The organism is Pseudoxanthomonas sp. Soil82 (assembly GCF_040446535.1).
Lineage (GTDB): Bacteria > Pseudomonadota > Gammaproteobacteria > Xanthomonadales > Xanthomonadaceae > Pseudoxanthomonas > Pseudoxanthomonas kaohsiungensis.
On sequence record NZ_JBEAAK010000002.1, the window covers coordinates 264,112 to 290,779 of the forward strand.

At 70.8% G+C, this 26,668-nt stretch carries 26 protein-coding genes; 7 read left to right on the top strand and 19 right to left on the bottom strand.

What is annotated here, in order from left to right; genetic code table 11:
- Positions 1–108 precede the first annotated feature (108 nt).
- Positions 109–1,326 carry a CynX/NimT family MFS transporter gene (locus ABKA19_RS06670; RefSeq protein ID WP_353688604.1) on the top strand — a complete coding sequence of 406 codons (1,218 nt, stop codon included), beginning with the start codon at positions 109–111 and terminating at the stop codon, positions 1,324–1,326.
- A 269-nt stretch (positions 1,327–1,595) separates the two neighbouring features.
- Here the strand turns inward: ABKA19_RS06670 and ABKA19_RS06675 are convergent, their stop codons facing one another.
- The 12 genes from ABKA19_RS06675 to ABKA19_RS06730 form a co-directional block, all read right to left on the bottom strand.
- Positions 1,596–2,864 carry a glutamate-5-semialdehyde dehydrogenase gene (locus ABKA19_RS06675; protein ID WP_353688243.1) on the bottom strand — a complete coding sequence of 423 codons (1,269 nt, stop codon included), beginning with the start codon at positions 2,862–2,864 and terminating at the stop codon, positions 1,596–1,598.
- 159 nt (positions 2,865–3,023) lie between these two features.
- On the bottom strand, positions 3,024–4,181 hold the full coding sequence (gene proB, locus ABKA19_RS06680) for a glutamate 5-kinase (RefSeq protein ID WP_353688244.1): 1,158 nt from the start codon (positions 4,179–4,181) through the stop codon (positions 3,024–3,026).
- A gap of 4 nt (positions 4,182–4,185) precedes the next feature.
- Complete coding sequence (locus tag ABKA19_RS06685) at positions 4,186–4,467, bottom strand: YciI family protein (RefSeq protein ID WP_353688245.1); 282 nt, start codon at positions 4,465–4,467, stop codon at positions 4,186–4,188.
- A complete protein-coding gene (gene argH / locus ABKA19_RS06690) occupies positions 4,464–5,756 on the bottom strand; it encodes an argininosuccinate lyase (protein ID WP_353688246.1) in 1,293 nt (430 codons plus the stop codon). The genes ABKA19_RS06685 and argH overlap by 4 nt, the downstream gene beginning before the upstream one ends.
- A 3-nt stretch (positions 5,757–5,759) precedes the next feature.
- A complete protein-coding gene (gene argC / locus ABKA19_RS06695) occupies positions 5,760–6,716 on the bottom strand; it encodes an N-acetyl-gamma-glutamyl-phosphate reductase (RefSeq protein WP_353688247.1) in 957 nt (318 codons plus the stop codon).
- Positions 6,717–6,725: 9 nt separating this feature from the next.
- Entirely contained in the window at positions 6,726–8,051 is a 1,326-nt protein-coding gene (locus ABKA19_RS06700; protein ID WP_353688248.1) for an acetylglutamate kinase, read from the bottom strand.
- Positions 8,052–8,100: 49 nt separating this feature from the next.
- Complete coding sequence (locus tag ABKA19_RS06705; protein ID WP_353688249.1) at positions 8,101–9,201, bottom strand: acetylornithine deacetylase; 1,101 nt, start codon at positions 9,199–9,201, stop codon at positions 8,101–8,103.
- A 41-nt stretch (positions 9,202–9,242) separates the two neighbouring features.
- A complete protein-coding gene (locus ABKA19_RS06710; protein WP_353688250.1) occupies positions 9,243–9,683 on the bottom strand; it encodes a GNAT family N-acetyltransferase in 441 nt (146 codons plus the stop codon).
- A gap of 4 nt (positions 9,684–9,687) precedes the next feature.
- Positions 9,688–10,152 carry a GNAT family N-acetyltransferase gene (locus tag ABKA19_RS06715; RefSeq protein WP_353688251.1) on the bottom strand — a complete coding sequence of 155 codons (465 nt, stop codon included), beginning with the start codon at positions 10,150–10,152 and terminating at the stop codon, positions 9,688–9,690.
- Between the two features lie 11 nt (positions 10,153–10,163).
- Complete coding sequence (locus ABKA19_RS06720) at positions 10,164–11,369, bottom strand: argininosuccinate synthase (protein ID WP_353688252.1); 1,206 nt, start codon at positions 11,367–11,369, stop codon at positions 10,164–10,166.
- Positions 11,370–11,409: 40 nt separating this feature from the next.
- Positions 11,410–12,417 carry an N-acetylornithine carbamoyltransferase gene (locus ABKA19_RS06725; protein WP_353688253.1) on the bottom strand — a complete coding sequence of 336 codons (1,008 nt, stop codon included), beginning with the start codon at positions 12,415–12,417 and terminating at the stop codon, positions 11,410–11,412.
- Between the two features lie 331 nt (positions 12,418–12,748).
- Positions 12,749–13,279 (bottom strand): hypothetical protein, encoded by a 531-nt coding sequence (locus tag ABKA19_RS06730; protein ID WP_353688254.1) that lies wholly within the window; start codon positions 13,277–13,279, stop codon positions 12,749–12,751.
- A 157-nt stretch (positions 13,280–13,436) separates the two neighbouring features.
- On the opposite strand from ABKA19_RS06730, the gene cysS reads away from it, so the two are divergent.
- The 3 genes from cysS (at position 13,437) to ABKA19_RS06745 (ending at position 16,729) form a co-directional block, all read left to right on the top strand.
- A complete protein-coding gene (cysS, locus tag ABKA19_RS06735) occupies positions 13,437–14,882 on the top strand; it encodes a cysteine--tRNA ligase (RefSeq protein WP_353688255.1) in 1,446 nt (481 codons plus the stop codon).
- A 169-nt stretch (positions 14,883–15,051) separates the two neighbouring features.
- Positions 15,052–15,489 carry a SufE family protein gene (locus ABKA19_RS06740; protein ID WP_162377334.1) on the top strand — a complete coding sequence of 146 codons (438 nt, stop codon included), beginning with the start codon at positions 15,052–15,054 and terminating at the stop codon, positions 15,487–15,489.
- Between the two features lies 1 nt (position 15,490).
- Positions 15,491–16,729 (top strand): MFS transporter, encoded by a 1,239-nt coding sequence (locus ABKA19_RS06745; protein ID WP_353688256.1) that lies wholly within the window; start codon positions 15,491–15,493, stop codon positions 16,727–16,729.
- A 179-nt stretch (positions 16,730–16,908) separates the two neighbouring features.
- Here ABKA19_RS06745 and dksA read toward each other — a convergent pair whose 3' ends face one another.
- Entirely contained in the window at positions 16,909–17,967 is a 1,059-nt protein-coding gene (gene dksA, locus ABKA19_RS06750; protein WP_353688257.1) for an RNA polymerase-binding protein DksA, read from the bottom strand.
- Between the two features lie 119 nt (positions 17,968–18,086).
- Here dksA and yidD point away from each other — a divergent pair, with 119 nt between their 5' ends.
- Genes yidD through ABKA19_RS06765 form a run of 3 tightly spaced genes read left to right on the top strand, consistent with a single transcriptional unit; the run spans position 18,087 to position 20,514 of the window.
- Positions 18,087–18,335 carry a membrane protein insertion efficiency factor YidD gene (yidD, locus tag ABKA19_RS06755; protein ID WP_353688258.1) on the top strand — a complete coding sequence of 83 codons (249 nt, stop codon included), beginning with the start codon at positions 18,087–18,089 and terminating at the stop codon, positions 18,333–18,335.
- Entirely contained in the window at positions 18,332–19,678 is a 1,347-nt protein-coding gene (locus tag ABKA19_RS06760; RefSeq protein WP_353688259.1) for a dihydroorotase, read from the top strand. The genes yidD and ABKA19_RS06760 overlap by 4 nt, the downstream gene beginning before the upstream one ends.
- Complete coding sequence (locus ABKA19_RS06765) at positions 19,678–20,514, top strand: M23 family metallopeptidase (RefSeq protein ID WP_353688260.1); 837 nt, start codon at positions 19,678–19,680, stop codon at positions 20,512–20,514. Before ABKA19_RS06760 ends, ABKA19_RS06765 begins: the two co-directional genes overlap by 1 nt.
- Before the next feature lie 582 nt (positions 20,515–21,096).
- On the opposite strand, the gene folE2 is transcribed toward ABKA19_RS06765, so the two are convergent.
- From folE2 to efp, 6 genes are all read right to left on the bottom strand, one after another.
- On the bottom strand, positions 21,097–22,035 hold the full coding sequence (gene folE2 / locus ABKA19_RS06770) for a GTP cyclohydrolase FolE2 (RefSeq protein WP_353688261.1): 939 nt from the start codon (positions 22,033–22,035) through the stop codon (positions 21,097–21,099).
- Between the two features lie 281 nt (positions 22,036–22,316).
- Positions 22,317–23,042 carry a squalene/phytoene synthase family protein gene (locus tag ABKA19_RS06775; RefSeq protein WP_353688262.1) on the bottom strand — a complete coding sequence of 242 codons (726 nt, stop codon included), beginning with the start codon at positions 23,040–23,042 and terminating at the stop codon, positions 22,317–22,319.
- Positions 23,043–23,193: 151 nt separating this feature from the next.
- Entirely contained in the window at positions 23,194–23,886 is a 693-nt protein-coding gene (locus ABKA19_RS06780) for a phosphoglycolate phosphatase (RefSeq protein ID WP_353688263.1), read from the bottom strand.
- 1 nt (position 23,887) lies between these two features.
- Complete coding sequence (gene ubiG, locus ABKA19_RS06785; protein WP_353688264.1) at positions 23,888–24,631, bottom strand: bifunctional 2-polyprenyl-6-hydroxyphenol methylase/3-demethylubiquinol 3-O-methyltransferase UbiG; 744 nt, start codon at positions 24,629–24,631, stop codon at positions 23,888–23,890.
- 26 nt (positions 24,632–24,657) lie between these two features.
- Entirely contained in the window at positions 24,658–26,028 is a 1,371-nt protein-coding gene (locus ABKA19_RS06790) for a TRZ/ATZ family hydrolase (RefSeq protein WP_353688265.1), read from the bottom strand.
- A gap of 4 nt (positions 26,029–26,032) precedes the next feature.
- Positions 26,033–26,599 carry an elongation factor P gene (gene efp / locus ABKA19_RS06795; protein WP_353688266.1) on the bottom strand — a complete coding sequence of 189 codons (567 nt, stop codon included), beginning with the start codon at positions 26,597–26,599 and terminating at the stop codon, positions 26,033–26,035.
- Positions 26,600–26,668 lie beyond the last annotated feature (69 nt).

A 26,668-nucleotide genomic window follows, 5' to 3' on the forward strand; every position in this document is an offset into this window, starting at 1 on the left:
TCTTCGCTTTTTCCGGTCCGTGACCTCTGCGCGCGGGGACCGGTCCATGCCTTCCCCCACCGGCAGCCGATGACGCCTCGCATGCCCGCGCACGAACCCCACGCCCGCCTGCCAGGCCGCGCGCTGGTGCTCGCCGGGATCCTGCTGTCGGCGTTCAACCTGCGCACCGCCGTCACCTCGCTGACCCCGCTGCTGGACCGGCTCGGCGACGACTTCGGCTTCGGCCCGACCTTCGCCGGCCTGCTCGGCATGGTCCCGACCGCGGCGTTCGCCATCGCCGGCGTGGGCACGCCGCGGCTGGCCCATCGCCTGGGCCTGGAACGCACCGCGATCCTGTCGATGGCCCTGGCCGCGGCCGGCCTGCTCTGGCGCTCGCTGGCCGGCGGCAGCGCGGGCCTGCTGGTCGCCTCGGCGGTGGCCCTGCTCGGCATGGGCATCGGCAACGTGATCCTGCCGCCGCTGGTCAAGCGCTATTTCCCCGACCGGGTGGGCCCGGTCAGCAGCCTGTACATCACCGTGCTGCAGGTCGGCACCATCCTGCCGGCGCTGCTGGCGGTGCCGCTGGCCGACGCGGCCGGCTGGCGGATCTCGATGGGCGTGTGGACGCTGCTGGCCGTCGCCGCGATCCTGCCGTGGCTGGGCGTGCTGCGGATCGAAAGGCGCGCCGGCAGCGCCCTGGCCGCGCTGCACGACCGGGCCGTGGTGCCCGGCGACGAAGCGCCGGAGCTGGCGGCCCCGCCGGCGCGCGGACGCGTGTGGCGCACCAGCCTCGGCTGGGGCCTGGCGCTGATGTTCGGCATGACCTCGCTGGTCACCTACGCCATGTTCACCTGGCTGCCCAAGCTGCTGGTCGAGGCCGGGGCCAGCCCCGCGTTCGGCGGGACGATGCTGGCGCTGTTCTCCGCGCTCGGACTGGTCGGCGCGCTGGCCATGCCCACGCTCGCGGCGCGGATGCGCAATCCGCTGCCGATCGCGCTGTTCTGCGCGGCCTGCCACCTGTCCGCCTTCGCCGGCCTGCTGTGGGCGCCGCTGGCCGCGCCGCTGCTGTGGGTGACGCTGCTCGGCCTGGGCCCGAGCACCTTCCCGCTGGTGCTGACCCTGATCAACCTGCGCACGCGCACGTCCGCCGGCTCGGCCTCGCTGTCGGGGTTCGCGCAAGGCCTGGGCTACGCGCTCAGCTGCCTGGGGCCGCTGCTGTTCGGCTGGCTGCACGAGCGCAGCCACGGCTGGGGCGCGCCGTTCGCGTTCCTGGCGCTGTGCGTGGCGGTGATGGTCGCCGGCGCGTGGCTGGCCTGCCGGCCGGGATACCTCGAAGAGCGCTGGTAGGCACCGTCGCCTGCGCGACACCCCGCATGTAGGAGCCCATCTTCACGGGCGACCCGATGTCCTCCCCGTTTGCGCTGTCGAACGCACCAGACCCCATGCATTCCCGGGTCGCCCATGAGGATGGGCTCCTACAAACGCACCAGGCCCACGCATTCCCGGGTCGCCCATGAGGGTGGGTTCCTATAAGGGTGGCGGCAGGGTGTACCCGGTTGGCCGACCGGAAGATGCCGGGCGGCGTGCCGGGTCGGCCCGGCGGACAATGCCCGGCGTTACAGCAGGTCCGGATGCCGGACCTGGCCCTCGCCGTGGACCACGAAGCGTTCCACCGTCAGCGCTTCCAGCCCCATCGGGCCATAGGAATGCAGGCGCGTGGTCGAGATCCCGATCTCGGCGCCCAGGCCCAGTTCGCCGCCGTCGGAGAAGCGCGAGGACGCGTTGACCATCACCACCGCCGAGCGCAGCGCGCCGACGAACGCGCGCGCGGCGGCCTCGTCGGCGGTGGCGATGACCTCGGTGTGGTCGGAGGTGTACCGGCGCACGTGCGCGATCGCCTGCGCCAGGTCCTCGACCACGCGCACGGCGATCACCAGGTCGAGGAACTCGGCCGCGTAATCGTCCTCGGTCGCCGGCACGGCCTCGGGCAGCAACGCCCGGGTCGCATCATCGCCTCGGACTTCGACCTTGCGCGCGCGCAGCGCGGCGCCCGCCGCGGGCAGGAACCGCGCGGCGACGTCGGCATGCACCAGCAGCGTCTCCAGCGCATTGCACACGCCCGGCCGCGAGGCCTTGCCGTCGAGCAGCAGCCGCAGCGCCAGCTCCAGGTCGGCGGCGCGGTCCACGTACAGGTGGCACACGCCCTTGTAGTGCTTGATCACCGGCACGCGCGCGTGCTCGGCGACGAACCGGATCAGGCCCTCGCCACCGCGCGGGATGGCCAGGTCGACGATGTCGGTGAGCTGCAGCAGCTCGAGCATGGTCTCGCGGCGCAGGTCGGTGACCAGGGTGAGCACGGCCGGATCCAGGTCCGCCTGGCCGATGGCGCGCTGCAGGGCCGCGGCGATCGCGGTGTTGGAGTGGATCGCCTCCGAGCCGCCGCGCAGGATCACGCCGTTGCCGGCCTTGATGCACAACGCGGCCGCGTCGGCGGTCACGTTGGGGCGCGCCTCGTAGATCATGGCGATCACGCCCAACGGCACGCGCACGCGCTCGACCCGGATGCCGCTGGGACGGGTCTCGCGGCGGGTGACCTGGCCGACCGGGTCCGGCAACGCGGCGACCTCGCGCAGCGCCCTGGCGATGCCGGCCAGGCGCGCGGGATCCAGCGCCAGGCGATCGAGCATCGCGCCGCCCGTTCCCCGTGCGCGGGCGGCCTCGAGGTCGCGCGCGTTGGCGGCGAGGATGGCGGCGGCGTCGTCCTCCAACGCCCGCGCCATCGACACGAGCAACGCGTCCTTGGCCACGCTGTCCAGCTGCGCGAGCGCCTGCGCGGCGTCGCGGCAACGCAGTGCCTGTTCCCTGATTCCGCTGGCTTCGGTCATTGCCTTTCCCCTCGCGTTCCGGCCGGGCCGGAAGATGTGGATCGATTGTAGGCAGGCGGCTGCCGGTCTTTGTGGGAGCCGATTTATCGGCGACACGGGCGTCGGGATAACAGGTGCGTCGCCTGTGCCCAAGGCGTCGTGTCGCCGATAAATCGACTCCTACAACAGCACCAGGTCGTCGCGGTGGATCACGTTGCCGCCGTAGTTGTAGCCCAGCACCGCCTCGATCTCGCGCGAATGGCGGCGCGCGATGCGGCGCACGTCGATCGCCGAGTACTGGCTGATGCCGCGGGCGACCCGGCGCTCGCCGTCCTCGTCGCGCAGCACGACCTCGACCATGTCGCCGCGGCGGAAGTCGCCGTCGGCGGCGACGATCCCGCCCGGCAGCAGCGAGGCGCCCTTCTGCACCAGCGCCGCGGCGGCGCCGGCGTCGACCACGATCGCACCCGGCTCCACCGGCGCGTGCCGCAGCCAGTACTTGCGCGCGGCGATCCGGCTGCGCGCGGCGCGGATCCGGGTGCCTTCGAGCCGGTCCTGCCCCAGTCCGCGCACCACGTCGGCGCGGCGGCCGTTGAACAGGATCGTGTCGATGCCGGCGGCTCCGGCCTTGGCCGCCGCTTCCAGCTTGGTGCGCATGCCGCCGGTGCCGACCTCGCTGCCGCTGCCGCTGGCCATGGCCAGCACCTCCGGGGTCAGCTCGCTCACCTCGGGCACCAGGTTGGCCAGCGGATGGGTGCGCGGGTTGGCGTCGAACAGGCCATCGATGTCGGTGGCGATGAACAGGACCTCGGCATCGATCAGCACGGCGACGATCGCGGCCAGGTTGTCGTTGTCGCCGAGCTTGAGCTCGTCCACCGAGACCGTGTCGTTCTCGTTGACCACCGGCAGCGCGCCCAGCCGCAGCAGCTCGTTGAGCGTGGCCCGCGCGTTGAGGTAGCGGCGGCGGTTGCGCAGGTCGTCGTGGGTCAGCAGCACCTGCGCGACCGGGCGTTCGAAGAAGCGCTGCCACAGGCCGATCAGCTGGGCCTGGCCGAGCGCGGCCAGCGCCTGCCGCGCGGCGATCGCCGCGCCGGCTTCCTCGACGCGGGGCAGGATCGCCCTTCCGGCGGCGACCGCGCCGGAGGACACGATCACCACTTCGCGGCCGGCGGCCTGGCTGGCCGACACGAACTGGGCCAGCCCCAGCGCGAAGCGCGGCGACAGCCCGCCGCCGTCGGCGGCCAGCAGGCTGCTGCCGACTTTCAGCACCGCCCGCCGCCACGGCGGCAGGACCTGTACGTTCCGGGTAGCGGCGTGGTCGGCGGGATCGGCGTTCATGCGCTCAGCCTGCGCTCCAGGCGCGTGTGTTCCATTCGTGCACCGTGAGGTCGGAACTGCCGGTCGTGGCCAGCGGATCGGTGGCGGCGATCGCCTGCGCATCGGCGAGGCTGGCCACGTTCTCCAGCACGTAGGCGCCGCCGCTGCGGTCGGCGAAGCCGCCGGTCATGGCCAGCTGGCCGCGCGCGCGCAGCTCCTCCAACCAGGCCAGGTGCGGCGCCACTACCGCGTCGTCGAACTGCGGCCGGCGCATCGCCAGCACCAGGTAACGCGTCGTAGTGCTCACAGGGCCTCCCAGCGGGTGCGCAGCTCGTCCAGGCGCAGGTCGGCGGCCGAACCGGGCGACACGCGCGCGGCCAGGCTGCCTTCCGGCGTACGCCCCTGCCCGGCCGAATCGGCCGACGCGGCGGCGGCCCTGTAGGCCTCGCGGAACGGCACGCCGGCGACGGCCGCCTCGACCGCCACGTCGGTGGCGTACATGCCCGAATCGATCGCCGCGCGCAGCCGGTCCTCGCGCCACTCCAGGTTGGCCAGCAGCGCCGGAAGCAGTTCCAGCGCGGCCAGGCCACGGCCGAAGCCGTGGAAGATCGCACCCTTGGAGGCCTGCAGGTCGCGGTGGTAACCCGAGGGCAGCGACAGCAGCTGCTCGATCTCGGTGCGCGCGGCGGCCACGCTGGCGTGGGTGGCGCGCATCAGTTCTATCACGTCGGGGTTGCGCTTGTTGGGCATGATCGAGCTGCCGGTGGTGTACTGCGCCGGCAGCGCCACGAAGCCGAACTCGGCGCTGGTGAACAGCGACAGGTCCCAGGCGAGGCGGCGCAGGTCCAGGGTCGCGCTGCCGAGCGCTTCCAGCGCGGCCAGCTCGAACTTGCCGCGCGACAGCTGCGCGTAGACCGGCGACACCTGCATCCGCGCGAACTCCAGCGCGGCGGTGGTGTGCTCGCGGTCCAGCTTCAGGTTGACGCCGTAGCCGGCGGCGGTGCCCAGCGGATTGGCGTCGACCAGCGTGAGCGTGTCGGCCGCGCGAACCGCGTCGTCGATGAAGGCCTCGGCCCAGCCGGCCCACCACATGCCCGCCGAGGAGACCACGGCGCGCTGGATGTGGGTGTACCCGGGCACCGGCAGCGCGCTTTCCGCCTGCGCGCGGTCCAGCGCGACCTTGGCGACGTCGCGCGACAGCGCGGCCACCCGGGCGAGCTTCTCCTTCAGCCACAGCCGCGTGGCGACCAGCACCTGGTCGTTGCGGCTGCGGCCGGTATGGATCTTGCGGCCGGCGTCGCCCAGGCGCTGGGTCAGCCGCGCCTCGATCGCCGAATGCCCGTCCTCGTAGGACTCGTCCAGGACGAAGGCACCGGAGCGGAAATCCTCGGCGAGCAGCGAGAGCTCGCGCTCCAGTCCGGCCAGCTCGCCCTGCGAGAGGATGCCGATGCGCTGCAGCCCCTGCGCGTGCGCGCGGCTGGCTGCGATGTCGTGCAGGAAGAACTCGCGGTCCAGGATCACGTCGTCGCCGGCCAGGAAGCGCTGGATCTGCGCGTCCACCGCGACGCCGGGTTTCTGCCACAACAGGTCTGCCACGGGCTATTCCTCCACCGGGATCGACGCCAGTTCGTCGAAGCCCAGCGCGATGTTGATGTTCTGCATGGCCTGGGTGGCCGCGCCCTTGAGCAGGTTGTCCAGGGTCGCCACCACCACCAGGCGCTTGCCGCCCGGGGCCACGGTGAACCCGCCAATCTCCACCCCGTGCCGGCCGGCGATCCGGCTGACCCACGGCGCCGGCTCGACCACGTCCACCAGCGGTTCGTCGGCGTAGCGCTGTTCGTAGCGTGCACGGACCCAGTCCACGGTGACCGGCTCGCGCAGCCACAGGTTGGCGGTCAGGGTGATGCCGCGGAAGTGCGGCGCCACGTGCGGCATGAATTCCACCGGCACCCGCAGCTGCGCGGAGACCTCGCGCTCGTGCATGTGGTCGGCCAGCGAGTACGGCATCAGGTTGTCGCGCAGCAGCTCGACGTCGTTCTTGTCCGAGGGCGTGGTGCCGGCGCCGGAATAGCCGGACACGCCGAAGCACTGCGGCGGGCCGGCCAGGTATTCGAGCATCGGCCAGATCGCCAGCTGCATCGCGGTGGCGTAGCAGCCCGGGTTGCTGATCCGCTTCTGGCCCGCGTACTGGCCACGGGTGATCTCGGGCAGGCCGTAGTACCAGGCGGGGTCGAAGCGATGGTCGGCCGACAGGTCCACCACCAGCGTCTGCGGCGCGGCCGCGTCGATGCCGGCCACGATCTCGGCCGACTTGCCGTTGGGCAGCGCCAGCACGACCACGTCGGCGCCCCTGGCGGCAACCTGGTCGTGGGCGATGGCCTCGTAGCGCAGCTCGCCGCGGTAGGCATCGTTGTGGTCGGCCACGCGCTGGCCGGCCAGCTCGCGCGAGGACACGAACGCCAGTTCCAGGTGCGGGTGGCTGGCGACCAGCCGGATCAGCTCGGCGCCGGTGTGGCCGCGCGCGCCGACGATGCCAATGCTCTTCTTCGTCGTCATGGTCGTTCCTCAGCCCAGCAGGGTCGGCGGGCGCGTGGCGCAATGGGCCACGCAGCGCTCGATCCGGTCGAAGCCGTCGATGCCGTACCAGAACACCTTCCACTTCTCCTGCTTGATGCAGCCGTCGGACTCGGCGTAGTAGAAGATGTTGACCTGGTTGTTGTGGCGCGAACGCCAGAACAGGCCCGGCGTTTCCTCGCGCATCACGTTCCAGACCGCGCGGCCCAGGCCTTCGCCCTGCGCGTCGTCGAGCACGGCGAACTTGTCCAGGTACACGCCCTCCGGGGTATCGACCAGGATCACCGCGGCGCGGTAGTTCTCGCTGACGTAGGCGCGCAGCAGCTGCGTGCGCTCGAAGTAGTCCGGCAGCAGCTCGCGGCCGAAGCTGGATTCGATCAGGGTCTTCAGCGCCGGCAGGTCCAGCTGCTCCCACGCCGTGGCGCGCTGCACCTTCTCGCCGCGCCGCACCAGCGTGCCCGAGCCCTTGTGGGTGAACAGCTCCTTGGCCAGGTCGGCCGGGCGGGTGATGGAGACCGAGGAGGTCAGCGGCAGGCGGTCGAGCAGGTCCTTGATCTGCTGGATCTTCACCCGCATGCCGCCGTTGATCCACGGCTGCTGCATCAGGTGCTCGAACTCGGTGGACAGGTTGATCGAATCGATCACCCTGCCCTCCTCGTCCAGCAGGCCGCCGGTACCGGTCAGGAAGATGATCTTGTACGGCTGCAGCACCTGCACCAGCTCGTTGGCCGAGAAGTCGGCGTTTACGTTGAGGATCTGCCCGCCGGCGGTCTCGCCGAGGCTGGCGATCACCGGGATCGAGCCGGCCTGCAGGCTGGCCTCGATCGGCGCCAGGTTCACCGCCTGCACCTCGCCGACCAGGCCGTAGGTGTCGCGGTCCAGGTACCGGGCCTCGAACACGCCGCCGGTGATCGAGGTGGCACGCGCGCCAGCCTGCTGCAGGGCCTCGACCAGCTGCAGGTTCGAGGCCTGGAACACCCGGCGCACGATCGCCAGCGCCTCGGGCGTGGTCACGCGCAGGCCGTTGACGGTCTTCTTCTCGATCCCGGCCCTGGAGAGCTCCTCGTCCAGCTGCGGGCCGGCGCCGTGCACCACGATCGGGGTCAGCCCCACTTCCTGCAGGAAGGTCAGCGAGGAGGTCAGCGACTCCAGGTCGTCGCGCAGCACCGCGCCGCCGACCTTGACCACGGCGAACCGCTTGGCGTCCAGCTGCGAGAAGCGCTTGAGGTACTGGCTGATCTCCTTCGCGCTGGCCATGCTCGAGAGCAGGCGCACGATGGTCTGGCGGGTCTGGGTCTGGGTCGCGGGAACGTTCACGTAGGTCGGGTCTGCCGGGGATGTCGTGGGAGATGGGGAAAGGCGTGGATCAGCGTCCGCCGTTGATGATCGTGTCGACCGACTCGGCGTAGCGCTGCAGCTGCGCCAGCGTCACGAACTCATCGGCGGTATGGGCCTGGGCGATGTCGCCCGGGCCATACACCAGCGCGGTGTAGCCGCCGGCGGAAAACAGCGAGGCCTCGGTCCAGAAGTCGACCGCGTTGCCGATCGGCAGCTCCAGCGCATCGGCGACGTCGCGCGCGGCCAGGCGCCGCTCCTCCGCGCGGGCGATGTCTCCGGAGGGCAGGCTCGGCCCGCGGAACGTCTCCTCGAAATGCGCGGCCGCCGGTTCGGCGAAACCGGCGAAGGTCGCCAGCAGCTGGTCGATGTCCATCGAAGGCAATGGACGGAAACCGAAACGCAGCTCGGCCGCCGGCGCGATCATGTTGGCCTTGATCCCGCCCTCGATGCGGCCGATGTTGAAGCGCAGCCCGGTCAGGCCACCGAAGCGCGCATGCGCCAGCGACTGCACGTGGTCCAGCGCGCGATCGCCCCAGCGCACCGCCTGGTGCAGCGCACTGGCGGCGGCATCCTGCTGGCCGGAGGCGTGGCCGGCGCGGCCCGTGAACCGCATGAGCACCGAGGAGATGCCTCGGTGGGCCAGCACCGCCTCGCCCATCGTCGGCTCGGCCACCAGCACTGCTTCGTACGGAATTCCGCGCGCCAGGAACGCGGCGATGCAACGCGGATCGTTGGCCTCCTCGTCGGAGGAGAACAGGAAAGCGGCGTCGCCGTCGCCGGCGTTGGCCGCGGCCACCAGCGCGGCGGCGGCACCCTTGATGTCGCACACGCCCAGGCCGACCACGCGGTCGTCCAGCCGGCGCATCACGTGCGGGTCTGCGCTCCAGTGCGGGGAGTCCGGGACCGTGTCCAGGTGCACGTTGAACAGGTACTTCGGCGTGCCGCGCACCGCGTACAGGCTGACCGCACCGGCGCCGTGGTCGATCACCTCGACATTGAAACCCGGCAGGTTCGCGCGCAGGTAGCCGAAGATCCCGCCCTCGGCGGCGATGGCACGCGGCGGATTGCGGGTGTCGAAGGACACCAGCTTGTCCAGGTGCGCGAGGGTGGCGTCGAGCAGGTCGGTCATGGTCGGTGCGATGCGGCAGCGTTCTGGTGGGGCGGGTCTGGTCAGGCCGCGGCAGGCGCGGCGCGGTAAGGATCGGGGTGGACGATTTCCATCAGCTTGCCGGGCCCGGCGGCCTCGAAGCCGAAGCCGGCGTACAGGCCATGCGCATCAGAGGTAGCCAGCATGAGCCGGCGCAGCCCCCGCAGTTGCGGATGCGCCAGCATCGCCGCTACCAGCGTACGGCCATGGCCATGGCCACGATGGGCCGGCAGCACGAATACGTCGGCCAGGTAGCCGAAGGTGGCCGAATCGGTGACGACGCGACCGAAGGCCACCTGCCCGGCGCCCTCCAGGTAGCCACCGAAGCACAGCGACCCGGCGATGGCGCGCTCGACCACGTCGCGCGGGATGCCTCGGCTCCAGTACGCGTCTTCGGCGAGGAACCGGTGGACCATGCCGACGTCCAGCTCGTCGCGGTCGGTGCTGATGCGCAATGCGTCCATCGGCCTAGAGCTTCCTGGCGTATTCGACGAAGCCGGCGTCGCGCTCCCAGCCCTCGCTGGCGTAGAGCGACTGGGCCGGCGCGTTGTCCAGCGCGGTCGACAGGACCAGCTTCACCGCCCCGCGCGAACGTGCGTCGTCGGCGGCCCTGCGCAACAGCGCACGGGCCACGCCGACGCCGCGTGCGGCCTGGTCGACGAACAGGTCGTTGAGGATCTCGATCGGCGCGGTACCCACCGAAGTGAACGACGGATACAGCTGGACGAAGCCAAGCGCGCCGCCCCTGGCATCCATCGCCAGGAGCAGGTGCGAATCGCCGCGCTCCAGCCGCTCTCGCAGGAACGCGCCGGCACGTACCGGATCCGACGGCTGCCCGTAAAACACCCGGTAGCCGTCGAACAGCGCGGCCAGCGCCGGCAGGTCGTCCAGGCCGGCGTTGCGCACCTCGAAGCTGGCGGTCGCCTCGCTCATCGGACATCGCCTCAGCGGTTGACCTCGGCCCACAGGGTGCTGCTCATGCCGAACAGCTTGATGAAGCCTTCGGCCTCCTCCACGCCCCAGTCGGCCGACTGCGCGTAGGTCGCGCCCTTGGCGTTGAGGATGTGCGGCGAACGGATCGCCACCGCGTCCACGCGGCCGCCGCGGGTTTCCAGCACCACCTCGCCGTTGACCTGCGACTGCGAGGTCGCCAGGAACGCTTCCAGGTCGGTCTTGAGAGGATCGTGGTAGAAGCCCTCGTAGACCAGCTCCACCCACTTGCGCGCCACCTCCGGCTTGAAGCGGTTCTGCTGCTTGCTCAACACCGCCTCTTCCAGCGCGCGGTGCGCCGCCAGCAGCGCGGTGATGCCCGGCGCCTCGAACACGATCCGTCCCTTCAGGCCGATCACGGTGTCGCCGGTGTACATGCCGCGGCCGACGCCGTACTGGGCGAACATGGTGTTGAGCCTGGCCAGGATCTTCGCGCCCTCGAGCGGCTTGCCGTCCAGTTCCACCGCCTCGCCGTTGACGAACTTCAGGGTGACCTGCAGCGGCTCGGCCGGCCAGGCCGCGCGCGGCGCGCACCAGCCGCGGGCGCCCTCGCCCGGGGCCTCCCACTTGTCGATCTCGCCGCCGGACATGGTCACGCCGAGCAGGTTCTCGTTGATCGTGTAGCTCTTCTGCTTGGCCCGCACTTCGAAGCCACGTTCCTCCAGGTACTTCTGCTCGTAGGCGCGGGTCTGCGTGTGCTGCTTCTGGATCTCGCGGATCGGCGCCACGATGCGGTAGTCGCCCTGCGCCTTGACCGCCAGGTCGAAGCGCACCTGGTCGTTGCCCATGCCGGTGCAGCCGTGGGCGATGGCGTTGGTGCCCAGCTCCGCCGCGCGCGCCAGCGCCGCATCGACGATCAGGTAGCGGTCGGAAACCAGCAGCGGATACTGGCCCTGGTAGCCCTCGCCGGCCCAGACGAACGGCCTGACGAAGCCGTTCCAGATCGCCTCGCCACCGTCGACGGTCACGTGGCTGGCCACGCCCAGCTCGGCCGCACGGGCTTCGATGAAGGCGCGCTCCTCGGCATCGACCCCGCCGGTGTCGGCGAAGACGGTGTGCACGTTCCAGCCCTGCTCCTTCAGGTAGGGGACGCAGAAGCTGGTATCCAGGCCGCCGGAGAAGGCCAGGACGATGTCGCGGGAGGTGTTCGGGCTGCTCATTGGGGGTGTTTCCGTGGGGTACGTGGACAGGGAAGCGGGATCAGGAAACCAGCGCGGCCATCACCGCCTTCTGCACGTGCAGGCGGTTCTCGGCCTCGTCGACGGCAATACAGTTGGGCGAATCCATCACCGCGTCGGTCGCCTTCACGTTGCGGCGCAGCGGCAGGCAGTGCGAGAACACACCGTTGTTGGTCCGGGCCATCTTGGCCTCGTCGACGATGAAGTGCTTGTACCGGTCGCGAATGGGTTTTTCCGGCTCCCAGTTGCCGAAGTAAGGCAGCGCGCCCCAGCTCTTGGCGTAGACGACGTCGGCACCGGCGTAGGCGGACTGGATGTCGTGGCTGACCTGGAACGAACCGCCGCTTTCGGCGACGTTGTCCTTCGCCCAGCCGATGTAGCGCTCGTCGAGCACGTACTCGGGCGTCGGGCACAGCAGGGTCACGTCCATGCCCAGGCGGGTGGCGATGGTCAGCGCGGAATTGGCCACCGCGGTGTTCAGCGGCTTGGGGTGGTAGGTCCAGGTCAGCACGTACTTCTTGCCGCGCAGGTCGGAGGTCCCGAAGTGCTCCTGCAGCGCCAGCGCGTGGGCCAGCTCCTGGCACGGATGGGTGATCGTCTCCATGTTGATCACCGGCACGGTCGAGTACTTCGCGAACGCCTTGAGCACGTGGTCCTCGCGGTCGTAGCGCCAGTCCTTGAACTTCGGGAACGCACGCACGCCGATCAGGTCGACGTAGCGGGCCAGCACGCGGGCCACTTCGGCGATGTGCTCCTCGGTATCGCCGTCCATCACCGTGCCCAGGTCGAACTCGATCGGCCAGGCATCCTTGCCGGGCTGCAGCACGATGGCGTGGCCGCCGAGCTGGAACGCGCCCAGCTCGAAGCTGGTGCGGGTGCGCATGGACGGGTTGAAAAACACCAGCGCGATCGACTTGCCCTTGAGCTCGCCGCCGAGCTTGTTGCGCTTGAACAGCGCGGCCTGGGTCAGCAGCGCGTCCAGCTCCGGACGGCTCCAGTCCTGGGTGTTGAGGAAGTGCTTGAGCGGCATCGATCGTTCCCTTGCGGTGGTGGATGCCCGGTGGCCGGGCCTGGCTGCTGCGGTTTTCTTGCGACTGAAACTTTTGCCGGCCCGGAAACGAAAAAACCCAGCCGGGGGCTGGGTTTTCCGAACGGACAGCACGACGCCCCGGTCACCCAGCGGAAATGTGGGATTCCGGTCGACGCGCGCGCGAGGTCATCCCGGAGGCCATCCGGGCGGCGCTTGCGGCGTGCGGCTGCAGGTCGGTATTCATGGGTCGGGCATGGTCGCACGCGTGCCGGCGGGCGCGCAAGCATCGGGGCGCAAGCGTGCGGCGGCCGACCGCCGGCCCGCCGCCGGCTCAGGGGGTCGCCGGCAAAGGCGCGTCCGCTTCCCAGGGCGTGACCGAGACGCGGATGCGAAGGCGGTTGCCCGGGTCTTCGGCCAGGCGCGAACGGTACTTGGTGCCCTTGTAGACGTAGTCCACGTCGTAAGCGATCGGCCGCTGGAACTGGCGATCGACCTGGACCAGCCGGCAGTTGCGCGGCGGCACGGGCGCAGGCGCCGCGGGCGGGGCTTCTTCCTCGTCGGTGAACATGCCCTTGACCGAGTCGAACATGCGCGTGAACACCCCCGGATCCTTCGGTTCGCCGGCCGGCTGCTCCTTGGCGGCCGGCGCCGGCTCGTCGCAGCGTTCCTCGGTGCGCGAGGCGCGCAGGGTCTGGTAGACCGGCTCCACGCGCAGCACCTGCGCGTACTCGATCTTGACGTTCTCGGCGGGGACCACGCGGATACGTCCGTCGTCCCGGCCCTCGCCGGCTTCCTGCGCCAGGGCCGGCGGCAGGACGCAGCAGGCCGTGCACAGCAGTGTCAACTCCAGCAAGCGGCGCATCGGGTCCGGTGACGACATAGTCCAGCGCACAGTGTAGGCGAGGCGCCTTGCAGCCCGCTGAACCGTGCCCGTGCGCCGCATCGCCTGCCGGCCCGGACCGGCAGGCATGCCCGGGCACGCTAGAATCCACGGCCCGCCCGTCTCGCCGCCCGTGCCGATGCCCTTGCGCCTGTACAACAGCCTCTCCCGCCAGGTCGAGGCCTTCGAGCCGCTCGATCCGGCCTGCCCGACCATGTACGTCTGCGGGCCGACGGTCTACAACTACGTGCACATCGGCAACGCGCGCGGCCCGGTCGTGTTCGGCGTGCTGGCCGCGCTGCTGCGCCGGCGCCATGGCGCCCTGCGCTACGCCCGCAACATCACCGACGTGGACGACAAGATCAACGCCGCCGCCGCCGAGCAGGGCGTGCCGATCTCGGCGATCACCGGTCGCTTCGCCGCCGCCTACCGCGAGGACATGGCGGCGCTGGGCGTGGTGGCCCCGGACATCGAGCCGGAAGTCACCACCCACATGCCACAGATCGTGGCGATGATCGCGCAGCTGGTGGACTCCGGCCATGCCTACGCGGCCGAAGGCCACGTGCTGTTCTCGGTCGCCAGCTTCCCGCAGTACGGCCAGCTCTCCCGCCGCGATCCGGAGGAGATGCTCGCCGGTGCGCGGGTCGAAGTGGCCCCGTACAAGCGCGATCCGGGCGACTTCGTCCTCTGGAAGCCCTCCACCGGCGACCTGCCCGGCTGGGATTCGCCCTGGGGCCGCGGCCGTCCGGGCTGGCACATCGAGTGCTCGGCCATGGCCGCCGCACACCTGGGCGAGACCATCGACATCCACGCCGGCGGCATCGACCTGCAGTTCCCGCACCACGAGAACGAGATCGCGCAGAGCCAATGCGCGCACGGCGGCGCGGTGTTCGCCCGCTTCTGGCTGCACAACGGCATGCTCAACTTCGGCGGCGCCAAGATGAGCAAGTCGCTGGGCAACATCGAGAAGGTCCACGACCTGGTGCGCCGGCACCCGCCCGAGGCGCTGCGCTACGCCCTGCTGTCGGCCCATTACCGGCAGCCGCTGGACTGGTCGGATGCGCTGATCGAAAGCTCCATCAACACGCTGGATCGCCTTTACGGCACGCTGCGGGACTGCGACGCGCTGGGACTTCCCGGCATTCCGCGTGGCGCAGGCGATCCGGAGCTCCAGGACGGGAAGATACCCGCGGAGATCGAGGCTGCACTGGACGATGACCTGAATACGCCGAAGGCCCTCTCCGTCCTGGCGGGCTTTGGCGCAGCAGCACGCCAGCTTCGAAACGAACTGGCGCATGCAGGCGGCCAGCCCGACCCGGATCGCATCAGGGAACTGGCAGCCCTGGCGGGCAAGCTGCGCGCGGCCGGGCTGGCCTTGGGGCTGCTCCAGCAAGACCCAGGCACCTGGTTCAACCGCGGCGCCTCCGACGAGGACGACGCGCGCATCCAGGCGCTGGTCGACGAGCGCGCCGCGGCGAAGAAGGCGCGCGATTTCGCCCGCGCCGATGCGATCCGCGACCAGCTCGCCGCCGAAGGCATCCTGCTCGAAGACACGCCGCAGGGCGTACGCTGGAAGCGCGGCTGACGGATCTAGGAGCCCAGCTTGCTGGCGACGCGGGCGTTGGAACCATGCAGGCGTCGCCTGGCCCATGACCGTCGCGTCGCGGGCGCTTCCCACGGACGCATGTCCGGTCTCGCCGGCTCCTGCAAGTAGAACGCAACCACCAGAACTGCCCCCACGCAGACCCGACCCCATGACCGATAGCCCTTTCCCGCTCGAACCCACCGCCGCGCAGGCCCAGGCCGCGATCAAGGAGGAGTTCGCGTTCTTCGCCGACTGGTCCGAGCGCTACCAGTACCTGATCGACCTGGGCCGCAAGCTGCCGCCGTTCCCCGACGCGTGGAAGACCGAGGAGCACCGGCTGCTGGGCTGCCAGTCACTGGTCTGGATCGTGCCGCAGGGCGATGCGCAGCGCCTGGACTTCCACGCCATCAGCGACTCGGCGATCGTCTCGGGCCTCATCTTCCTGGCGCTGCGGGTCTACTCGGGCCGCTCGGCCGCCGAGATCCTGGCCACCGAACCGGACTACATCGCCGACATCGGCCTGGCCAGGCACCTGTCGCCGACCCGCAGCAACGGCCTCGCCGCGCTGCTGGCCTTCATCCGCGACACCGCGCGCCGCCAGGCCTGAGGTGGATGCCGCACCCGGCCCGGTAGCGACTTCGCCGCTGCGCGAGCCCGGCTATCGCGTCCTGCTCGGCTACCGCCTGTGCGCGATCCTGTCCTACCAGATCGTCGCGGTCACCGTCGGCTGGCACGTCTACGAGCTGACCCGCAATCCGTTCGCGCTGGGCCTGGTCGGCCTGGCCGAGGTGGTGCCGTACGTCGGCATGGCGCTGTTCGCCGGCTACCTGGTCGACCACCTGCCCAAGCGCCGCCTGGGCGCGCTGGCCTGCGCCGGGCTGGCCACCACCGCGCTGCTGCTCGCCGCCATCTCCGCCGGCCACCTGGCGCCGGGCCGGACCTGGCCGATCTATGCGGCGATCGTGCTGACCGGGCTGGTGCGCTCGTTCCTGACGCCGGTCTACACCGCACTGTTCGCCCAGGTGCTTCGCCGCGAGCAGTTCGCGCGCGGCGCCAGCATCGGCAGCATCGCCTTCCAGACCGCCCTGGTCTGCGGCCCGGCACTGGGCGGGTTGACCGTCGGCTGGGCCGGCAAGACCGCCGCCTACGCATTGGCCGCGGTGCTCGCGCTGGCCGCCGGGGCGGTACTGCTGTGGCTGCGGGTGGCCGAACCGCGCGCCGACGGGCCGCGCGCGCCGGTATTCGCCAGCATCGGCGTGGGCCTGCGCTTCGTGTTCAACAACCAGATCATGCTCGCCGCCCAGGCGCTGGACCTGTTCGCGGTGCTGTTCGGCGGCGCGATCTCGCTGGCGCCGGCGTTCATCACCGAAATCCTGCATTACGGCCCGGAAGGCCTGGGCATCCTGCGCGGTGCGCCGGCGCTGGGCGCGGTGGCGGTGGGCATCGTGCTGGCGCGGCGTCCACCGGGCCGCCGTGCCGGGCGGCTGTTGCTGTGGGCGGTGGCCGGGTTCGGCGTGTGCATCATCGGCTTCGGCCTGTCGCGGCACTTCTGGCTGTCGGCGCTGTTCCTGCTGATGTCGGGCATCTGCGACGGCGTATCGGTGGTGCTGCGCTCGACGATCATGCAGCTGGTCACGCCCGACGGCATGCGCGGACGGGTGGCGTCGATCAATGGCATCTTCATCGGATCGTCCAACGAGCTGGGCGCGTTCTATGCCGGATCCATGGCGCGGCTGCTCGGCCTGGTGCCGGCGGTGGTCCTCGGTGGCTTCGTCACGTTGGGCGTGGTCGGCGTCACCGCGCTCAAGGCGCCGCGCCTGCGGCGGCTGGACCTGCGGAACCTGTAGGGGCCGATTCATCGGCGACACGGGCGTCTGGACTCCGAGGGAGTCGCCGGGGCCGACGGCGTCGGGTCGCCGATGAATCGGCTCCTACACCATGGGCATGCAACGGCAGCAAAGCGCAGAAAGCACGAAGCCCGCCGGAGGGCGGGCTTCGCGGATCACCTGGCAGCGGCGGCCGGCGTTTACTCGCCCTGCTGCTTCTGCAGGTGCTCCCAGCGTTCCTGCGCGTCGATCGTGCGCTCGGCGGTGAGGCGCGCCTCCAGGCGTTCCAGGCCGATTTCCTCGCCGGTGTCGACGCAGTAGCCGTAGTCGCCCGCTTCCAGGCGCTTGAGCGTGCTGTCGATCTTGCCGATCAGCTTGCGGTAGCGGTCGCGGGTGCGCAGCTCCAGCGAGTTCTCCGTCTCGCGGGTAGCGCGCTCGGCCTCGTCGCCGATGTCGCGCACTTCGTCCTTGAGGTTCTCGATGGTCTGCTTGGATTCCTCCACCAGGTCGCCGCGCCACTGCAGCAACCGCTGGCGGAAGTATTCCTGCTGGAGGGGGCTCATGTATTCCTCGTCCGCCGTCGGGCGGTAACCCTTCGGCAGCAGCGGGCGGCCGGTGGCCTCGTCGACCTTGTAGTCGACCACGCGTGCCGCGTTGCGCGGCGAGGGGGCTTCGGTCTTCTTGGATACCACGGCGACGGCAACCTTGCCCTTGGGCCGGGGAGCCGTCTGCGAAGGCGAGACGACCGGGGCGGCGGGCTTTGTGGGGGTTTTTGCGGGGGATTTCGGTGCGGGCACTGGCTTCTTGACTGCTGGAGCCGACGCGGCGACCGGCTTGGCGGCTGCGGCCGGCGTCTTGGCGACGACAGGCTTGGCAGGCGCGACGGTCTTGGCGGGGGTCGGCTTGGTGGGGGCGGGCTTGGCAGCCGGCCTGGATGCCGGCTTGCTGGCGGATTTGGGTGCCGGCGCCTTCTTGGCGGGCGCGGTCTTGGCGGGAACCTTCTTGGCCGGCGCCTTGGCGACCGGGGCCGCCTTGGCTGCCTTCTTGGCCGCCTTGGCGACCGGCTTGGCCGGAGCCTTCACCGCCTTCTTCGCCGCCGGCTTGGACGCGGGCTTCTTGGCGGGCTTGGCTGCCGCGGCGGTCTTGCCGCCCTTCTGCGGAGTCTTGGCAGCGGGCTTCTTGGCGACAGCCTTCTTGGCGGGAGCAGCGGGCTTCTTGGCCGGCTTGACGGCCTTCTTCACGGGTTTCTTGGCAGCCACGTACGAAGGTTCCTCTCTGAGGTTTTTCCCGTTCCCGGGAAAGCGGGCCTTTATAGCTCACGGCACCGGACCGGGCAACCTTATACGCCCACGGGTATCATGAGCGGGTGATCGACCGCATGCTCATCCTGCTGCTGCGCGGCTACAAGCGCTTCATCAGTCCCCTGCTCGGCCCGCGCTGCCGCTTCGTGCCCAGTTGCTCGGAGTACGCGATGCAGGCCATCGGCCGGTACGGCGCCTGGCACGGCGGCTGGCTCGCGGCGAGGCGGCTGGCGCGATGCCACCCGCTGCACCCCGGCGGCGTCGATCCGGTGCCGGAGAAGCCCGGCCAATCCCCTTCCTGCTCCTGCACGGGACACCATCGATGACCACCCTGATCACCAATGCCCGCCTGGTCAACGAAGGCCGCCAGTTCGACGGCGACCTGCGCATCGAGAACGGGCGCATCGCCGCAATCGGCAGCGGCCTGCAGGCACGCGCCGGCGAGAAGGTGGTGGACGCCGCCGGCCGCTGGCTGCTGCCGGGCATGATCGACGACCAGGTCCATTTCCGCGAACCGGGACTGACCCACAAGGGCGACATCGCCAGCGAGTCGGCGGCCGCCGTGGCCGGTGGCCTGACCAGCTTCATGGACATGCCCAACACCAACCCGCCCACGCTCGACGCGTCGGCGCTGGAAGCCAAGTACGCGCTGGCCCGGGGACGCGCCTGGGGCAACCACGGCTTCTACCTGGGTGCCAGCAACGACAACCTCGACGCGGTGCGTAGCCTGGACCCGAAGGCCGCGCCGGGGATCAAGGTGTTCATGGGCGCGTCCACCGGCAACATGCTGGTCGACAACCCGGAGACCCTCGACGGGATCTTCCGCGAAGCGCCGGTGCCGATCATCACCCACTGCGAGGACACCCCGACCATCGACCGCACCCTGGCCGAGTTCAAGGCCAGGTACGGCGAGGCCGGGCTGACCCCGGAGATGCACCCGGACATCCGCTCGCGCGAGGCCTGCATCAAGTCGACCCGGCTGGCGCTGTCGCTGGCGCGCAAGCACGGCACCCGCCTGCACGTGCTGCACATCTCCACCGCCGACGAGCTGGCGCTGTTCCAGCGCGGCCCGCTGGTCCATCCCGACGGCGCGCGCAAGCGCATCACCGCCGAGACCTGCGTGCACTTCCTGCGCTTCGACCGCGCCGACTACGCGCGGCTGGGCAACCTGATCAAGTGCAACCCGGCGATCAAGGACGCGGCCGACCGCGAGGCGCTGATCAAGGCGCTGGTCGACGACGTGATCGACGTGCTGGCCACCGACCACGCGCCGCACACGCTGGACGAGAAGCAGAAGCCGTTCCTGCAGGCGCCCTCGGGCCTGCCGCTGGTGCAGTACGCGCTGCTGGCGGCGATCGAACTGGTCCACGAGAAGCGCATGGACATCACCCGCGTCGTGCAGAAGACCGCCCACGCGCCGGCGCAGCTGTTCGACGTCAAGGAGCGCGGCTACCTGCGCGAAGGCTACTGGGCCGACCTGGTCCTGGTCGACGACGAGCCGCTGACGGTGCGTCGCGAGGACGTGCTGTCCAAGTGCGGCTGGTCGCCGTTCGAGGGCACGACGTTCCGTTCCCGGATCGGTGCGACCTGGGTCAACGGCCGGCTGGTCTGGAACGGCCGCGAACTGATCGGCACGCCGGCCGGCCAGCGGCTGGAATTCGACCGCTGATGGCGGGCACGCGCCGCGCCGGCAGCCTGCTGGCGCTCGCCCTGTTCGCCGCCTCCCTGCCCCGCCCCGCGGCCGCGCAGGCCGACGATCGCGTGGTTTTCCCCGCCAGTGCGCCGCAGGGCGCGATGGTGCTCGGCAAGGTCCCGCCGGGCAGCCGGGTGGAGTACGCCGGGCGCACGCTGCGCGCGACCGGCTATGGCACGGTGGTGTTCGGCATCGGCCGCGACGAAGCCGGACCGGTCACGGTCACGGTGGTGCACCCGGACGGCAGCCGCAGCGAGGCGAGCATCACCGTCAGCGCGCGCGACTGGCCGGTGCAGCGCGTCGACGGCGTGCCGCCGAAGACGGTCGATCCGCCACCGGAGATCGCCGAACGCATCCGCCGCGAGCAGGCCCAGGTCACCGCCGCGCGCATGCGTGACGACGACCGCGCCGATTTCGCCCAGCGCTTCGCCTGGCCGCTGCAGGGGCGGGTGAGCGGGCGCTTCGGCAACCAGCGGGTCTACAACGGCAAGCCGGGCTCGCCGCATTCGGGCATGGATATCGCCGCGCCCACCGGGACCCCGGTGAAGGCGCCGGCCGCCGGCGTGGTCACCTTCGCCGCACCGGACCTGTACCTGACCGGCGGCACCGTGCTGCTGGATCACGGCTTCGGCATCAGCTCGAACTTCCTGCACCTGTCGCGGATCGACGTGGCGGTCGGTGACCGGGTCGAACAGGGGCAGGTGGTCGGAGCGGTCGGCGCGACCGGCCGGGCGACGGGGCCGCACCTGCACTGGGGGATGAACTGGTTCGACGTCCGCATCGACCCGTTGCTGGTGCTCGAGCGCCCGTAACAACAGCGCGGGCAACCTGCCGACGCAGCGCGCGGCGGCGCGTTCGTCCCTCCAGGCGGTTCATCGGCATCGGGGCGCGGTTCGACGTCCGCATCGACCCGCTGCTGGTGCTGGAGCGCCCGTAACAAACGCACCGGCAACCCACCGAAGCAGCGCGCGGCGGCGCGTTTTCCATCCAGGCGGTTCATCCGCATCGTGGCGCGGTTCGACGTCCGCATCGACCCGCTGCTGGTGCTGGAGCGCCCGTAACAAACGCACCGGCAACCCATCGACGCGCGCGCGGCGGCGCGTTTTCCATCCAGGCGGTTCGTCCGCATCGTGGCGCGGTTCGACGTCCGCATCGATCCGTTGCTGGTGCTGGAGCGCCCGTAACAAGCGCACCGGCAACCCACCGACGCAGCGCGCGGCGGCGCGTTTTCCATCCAGGCGGTTCGTCCGCATCGTGGCGCGGTTCGACGTGCGCATCGACCTGGTGGCGGTACGGATACTTCCGTAGAGCCGGGCTTGCCCGGCTGCTTCCGTACGGCACCGGACCAGGAGCAGCGGGGCAAGCCCCGCTCTACGTGGGATGCAGGCGGCGGATCAGGGTGTCGGGCCGCGACCGCTCACGCTGGCCACCGCGTCATGCGGATGCAGGCTCTCGAAGTGCGACACGGTGGCCTGGTAATGCTCGATGCGCGGATCCGTCGACAGCACCGCTGCGACGCGGCGCGCCGCATCCTCGCAGAACATCAGGTTGTCGGCGTTGAGCATGGCGAACGCCTGCTCGTCCTCGCGCTTGACCGCCGTCTGCACCGGCGTGCCCAGCGAGGCTTCCAGCGCGTCGACCAGCGCCACCAGCGGCAGCTCGTCGAACTGCGGGCGCAGCTCCACTTTCACCTTGGCCTCGCTGCGCTGCGCGTGCGGGGTGGCGGCCATGCCGCGCTCGGAGGCCAGCCAGTCTCGGACCACGCCGGTGGAGATGGGATGGGCGCCAGCGAAGTCCTCGGCGAAGCGTTCGGCATTGGCCTGCCGCGACAGCGCCGCCGAGCATGGGCAGGTGCTGGAGTACTCGACGCTGAAGCCGAGCACCAGCTTGAGGTGGCCGGTTTCCAGCAGCGCCTCGATCTGGACCGGGTAGCGCTTCCATCCGGCGTTGTCGCTGCGCAGCGCGCGGCGCAGGAGCAGCGCCTCGTAGCGCAGCCGCAGCCGCGCGCTGCCGGACAGGCCAGCCTGCGAATCGATGCTGGCCTGCAGGACGTGGCGCAGGCCGGCCGGGGTGACCTCGTGGCGCGCGAGCTCTTCCTGCAGGCGCATGTACAGCCGCGACATGTGGATGCCGCGCTCGCCGGCCTGCTTCAGGTCGACCGACAGGTCGACCTGCGCGGCGACCTGGACATGCCCGCCGGCGCCGTCGGAGACGCGCACGGGAATGGCGATGCCTTCCATCCCGACCCAGTCCAGCGGCCGCGCCAGGGTGGCGGGCTGTTGGGCGACGTCGGGCAGCGAGGCGGCGTGGGAACCGGAGGCGGGAACGGACATGGACTTTGGCTTGCGCAGGATCGGGGGGAGTGGCGCCGATCCGCGAACCGGCGGTGCGGCTTGCGGAACGAGCCTCAGGAACTTCGTGCCGGGGCGGGCGCCGGGTACGGGGCCTTCAGGTCAGGCCGCCGAATCAGGACCGGCCTGGGACGGATTCGGAGCGGATTGTAGCCGCTGCGGTCCTGCCGGCCCCCGAACGCCGTGCAACGGACTGTCGCACGCAACGCGGGGGCGGGAAAGGAAACGCGTGCCCTGCTCCCCGTCCGGCCCCGCCGCCCCGCTCAGCCCCGCGCGGCGCGCCAGGTCCGCCACAGCAGGCCCAATGGCTGCCGACCCGGCTGCGGCACGTGCCCCTGGGCGAACTGGCCGAGGCGATGGCGGGCGAAAGCGCCCCACATGCGGCGTGCGGGCGACCCGCCCGCCTTGGCCGGCCAGGCGGCCAGCAACTCGGCGGCCCAGTCGCGCTGGGCCCGCTCGCGAGCGGCGGTGACATCGGTGTCGCCCGGTTGCCGTGCCTGCGGCACCGCCTGCAGCCCGGCCTCGGCCAGCCGGGTGGCCAGCACCTGCGCGGCGATCGCCTGCGCCTGCGGTGGCGTTCCACCGAGCACGGACGCCTCGACCGCGGCCACTGCCCCGCCGTAACCGGCCAGCGAGGCCAGCGCCGCGGCGCCATCGGCCGGGCGCTCGCGCGCGGCGACCAGGGTGGGCAGCGCGTCGGCCAGCGCCGACCAGGGCGCGGGCACCGGTTCGAGCAGGCGACCGAGCGGATGGCGCGAGCGGTGCGTGGACCAGTCGCGCAGTTCGGTGCCCCACCAGCCGAGCTTGGCGTCGGCCGGCAGCGGGTCGCCGGCGATGTTGAGGATGTCGTCGAACTCCTGGAGCAGCGCGAACCAGGCCAGCGTGGCAGCGCGCCGATCCTCGGGGATGAATACCTCGGCCACCGCCCATTCCGGCCAGCGGCTGCGCCATTTGTCGAGGAAGCTGTCGAGGGCGGTGGGCGTGGTCATGGGGTTCAGGGGGGATTCGTGCCGTGGCCCAGGGAGGCTGCCCTGGTTGGCGGTATTTCGGCTTCTTTTAGAGACGACTCATCGGCGACCGCCGCGGGGTGGCCGATGCTTTCGCCTGGCCGGCGTCCCCGGGTCGCCGATGGATCGGCGCCTACAGGATGGTGCGCGGCCAGGCCGCCGGGTCCAGCAGCTCCAGCGGCTCACGGGCGATCGCCTCGGCCAGCCAGGTTTCCGGGTCCTCGTCGTCCAGGCGGTAGCCCCAGGTCACCGCGATCGAGGGCATGCCGGCCGCGCGCGCGGCGACCACGTCGCGTTCGTCGTCGCCCACGTATACGCAGTCGGACGGGGCAACCCCCAGCTGGCGTGCCGCTTCCAGCAGCGGCAGCGGATGCGGTTTCTTCTCGGGATAGGTGTCGCCGCCCACCAGCACCGCGCAGCGCGACTCCCATTCCAGCCCGGCGACGACATCGCGGGCCAGGTACTCGGCCTTGTTGGTGATGATGCCCCAGCGGGCGCCATCGTCCTCCAGCGCCTGCAGCATCGCGGCGACACCGTCGAACAGCACGCTGTGCCGGCCCAGCTCCTCGCGGTACACCTGCAGGAACTCCGGCACCAGCGCGTCGCGGCCGGCCTCGTCCAGTTCGGGGAAGGTCGCCGCGACCATCGCCCGCGCGCCCTTGGACACGTGCTGGCGCAGCATCGCCAGGGTGGTCGGTGCGCGGTCGCGCGCGGCGAGCATGCGGTTGGCGGTGGCGAGCATGTCCGGCGCGCTGTCCAGCAGGGTGCCGTCCAGGTCGAACAGGGCCACGCGCGGGAACCGCCGCGTCATCGAAGCGTCGGCCATCTCAGGCCTCCGCCTTGCGCGCGCAGGCCAGGTAGTTCACTTCCGTGCGCGAGGACAGGCGCGCGCGCTGGCGCAGCGGGTCGTAGAACAGGCCGCTGACGTCCTCGATCTGCAGGCCTGCCTCGCGCAGCCAAGCCGCCAGCTCGGACGGCCTGATGAAGCCGGCGTAGTGGTGCGTGCCCCGCGGCAGCAGGCGGGCGACGTACTCGGCCCCGACGATGGCCAGCGCGAAGGCGGCCGGCGTGCGATTGAGCGTGGACAGGAACAGGCGCCCGCCGGGACGCAACAGCGTGGCGCAGGCGGCGATGATCGCGGCCGGGTCGGGCACGTGTTCGAGCATCTCCATGCAGGTGATGGCATCGAAGCTGCCCGGGCGCTCGGCCGCCAGCACTTCCACCGCCTTGACCTGGTAGTCGACCTGCACGCCGGACTCGAGCGTGTGCAGGCGCGCGACCTTGACCAGCTCGGGGGCCAGGTCGATCGCGGTCACCTGCGCGCCGGCGCGGGCCAGCGCCTCGCTGAGCAGGCCGCCACCGCAGCCGACATCGAGGACGTGCCTGCCCTGCAGTCCATTCGGTGCCAGGCGCTGCCTGACGTAGTCCAGGCGGACCGGATTGAGCACGTGCAGTGCGCGCTGCGGGCCGTCCGGATCCCACCATCGGTTGGCCAGGGCGGCGAACTTGTCCAGCTCGGCCTGGTGGTAGTTGTGCGGCGCCCCGGAGGCGGCCTGGCTCGTTTCGCTCACTGGAAAGTCCTCCTGCGTGGGCCGGCTCAGTGGCCCAGCGCGGCGATGCGCGTGCGCCACTGCCGCGCGTTGGCGATCAGGGCGGCGGTGTCGATGTCGACCAGCTCGCGCTGGTCCAGCTTGCGGCGGCCGGCGATCCAGACGTCGCTCACCTGCTGCCGGCCCGTTGCATAGACCAGCTGCGACAGCACGTGGTGCAGCGGCTGGGTTTCCAGCTCGGACAGGTCCACGCAGACCAGGTCGGCCTCCTTGCCCGGTTCGATCGAACCGGTGCGTTCGCCGAAGCCCAGCGCGCGCGCGCCGCCCAGCGTGGCCGCGCGCAATGCGCTGGCCGCGTCCAGCGCGGTGGCGTCGTTGGCCACGGCCTTGGCCAGCAGCGCGGCGGTGCGCATCTCGCCGAACATGTCCAGGTCGTTGTTGCTGGCGCAGCCGTCGGTGCCGATCGCCAGGTTGACGCCCGCCCGCTGCAGCGCGCAGGCCGGGCAGAAGCCCGACGCCAGCTTGAGGTTGGATTCGGCGCAATGCGCCACCGACACGCCGCGCTCGGCGCACAGGTGGATCTCCGCCTCGGTCAGCTGGGTCATGTGCACCGCGATCAGGCGGTCGTTGACCAGGCCCAGCCGGTCTAGCCGCGCCAGCGGACGCTGGCCGTGGTCGCGGATCGAGTCGGCGATCTCCTGCGCGGTCTCGTGCGTGTGCAGGTGCACCGGCACGTCGAGCTGGTCCGACAGCATGCGGATGCGCTCGAAGTTGGCATCGTTGACGGTGTACGGCGCATGCGGGGCGAACGCGGTGCCGACCAGCGCGTCGCCGCGCCATTGGTCGTGGACCTCGCCGGCGCGGTCGAAGTACTCGTCGGCGCTGCTGGCCCAGGCGGTCGGGAAATCGATCACCGGCAGGCCGACCAGGGCGCGGAAGCCGTGGCGCTTGTACACGGCCGCCTGCACGTCGGGGAAAAAGTAGTTCTCGTTGGCGCAGGTGGTGCCGCCGCGCAGCATCTCGGCGATGGCCAGGGCCATGCCGTCGGCGACGAACTCCGGCCCGATGACGGCCGCTTCCACCGGCCAGATGTGCTGCTGCAGCCAGGTCATCAGCGGCAGGTCGTCGGCGATGCCGCGCAGCAGGGTCATCGGGTTGTGGGTGTGGGCGTTGACCAGGCCGGGAATCAGCACCGCGTCCGGGCGCTGCACCACTTCGGCGGCGGCGAACCGCGAACGCGCCTGCGCGGTCGGCAGCACGGCCACGATCCTGCCCCCGGAAACGGCGACGGCGTGGTCCTCCAGGACCACGCCGTGCGGCTCGACCGGGACCACCCAGCCCGCTTCTATGAGCAGGTCACACGCTTGCAGGTCGCGGGCCTGCGGTTCGGATGCGTCGTGCAGGCCGGCTTCGGTCATCGGCTTACTTCACGCGCGAGACGTATTCGCCCGAGCGGGTGTCGACCTTGATCACCTCGTCCTGGGCGACGAACAGCGGCACGCGCACGACCGCGCCGGTCTCCAGGGTGGCCGGCTTGCCGCCGGTGCCGGCGGTGTCGCCCTTCACGCCCGGATCGGTCTCGACGATCTTCAGTTCGACGAAGTTCGGCGGGGTGACCTGGATCGGATTGCCGTTGAACAGGGTCACCACGCACTGCTCCTCGCCCTTGAGCCACTTGGCCGCATCGCCGACGCCGGCCTTGTCGGCCTGGACCTGCTCGAAGGTCTCCTGCTGCATGAAGTGCCAGTATTCGCCGTCGGAATACAGGTACTGCATGTCGGTGTCGACCACGTCCGCCGCTTCCACCGAGTCGGTCGACTTCATGGTGATTTCCTGCACGCGGCCGGTGCGGATCTGGCGGTACTTCACCCGGGTGAAGGCCTGGCCCTTGCCCGGCTTGACGTACTCGGTGTCGGTGATGATCGAGGGCTCGTTGTTGACCAGGATCTTCATCCCGTTCTTGACGTCGTTCATGCCGTAAGAGGCCATGGGAACTCCTTGGGGTATGGCAGGGCCACCGCGGAAGACGGCGGCCGGGCAGTTAGAATGCGGGCATCT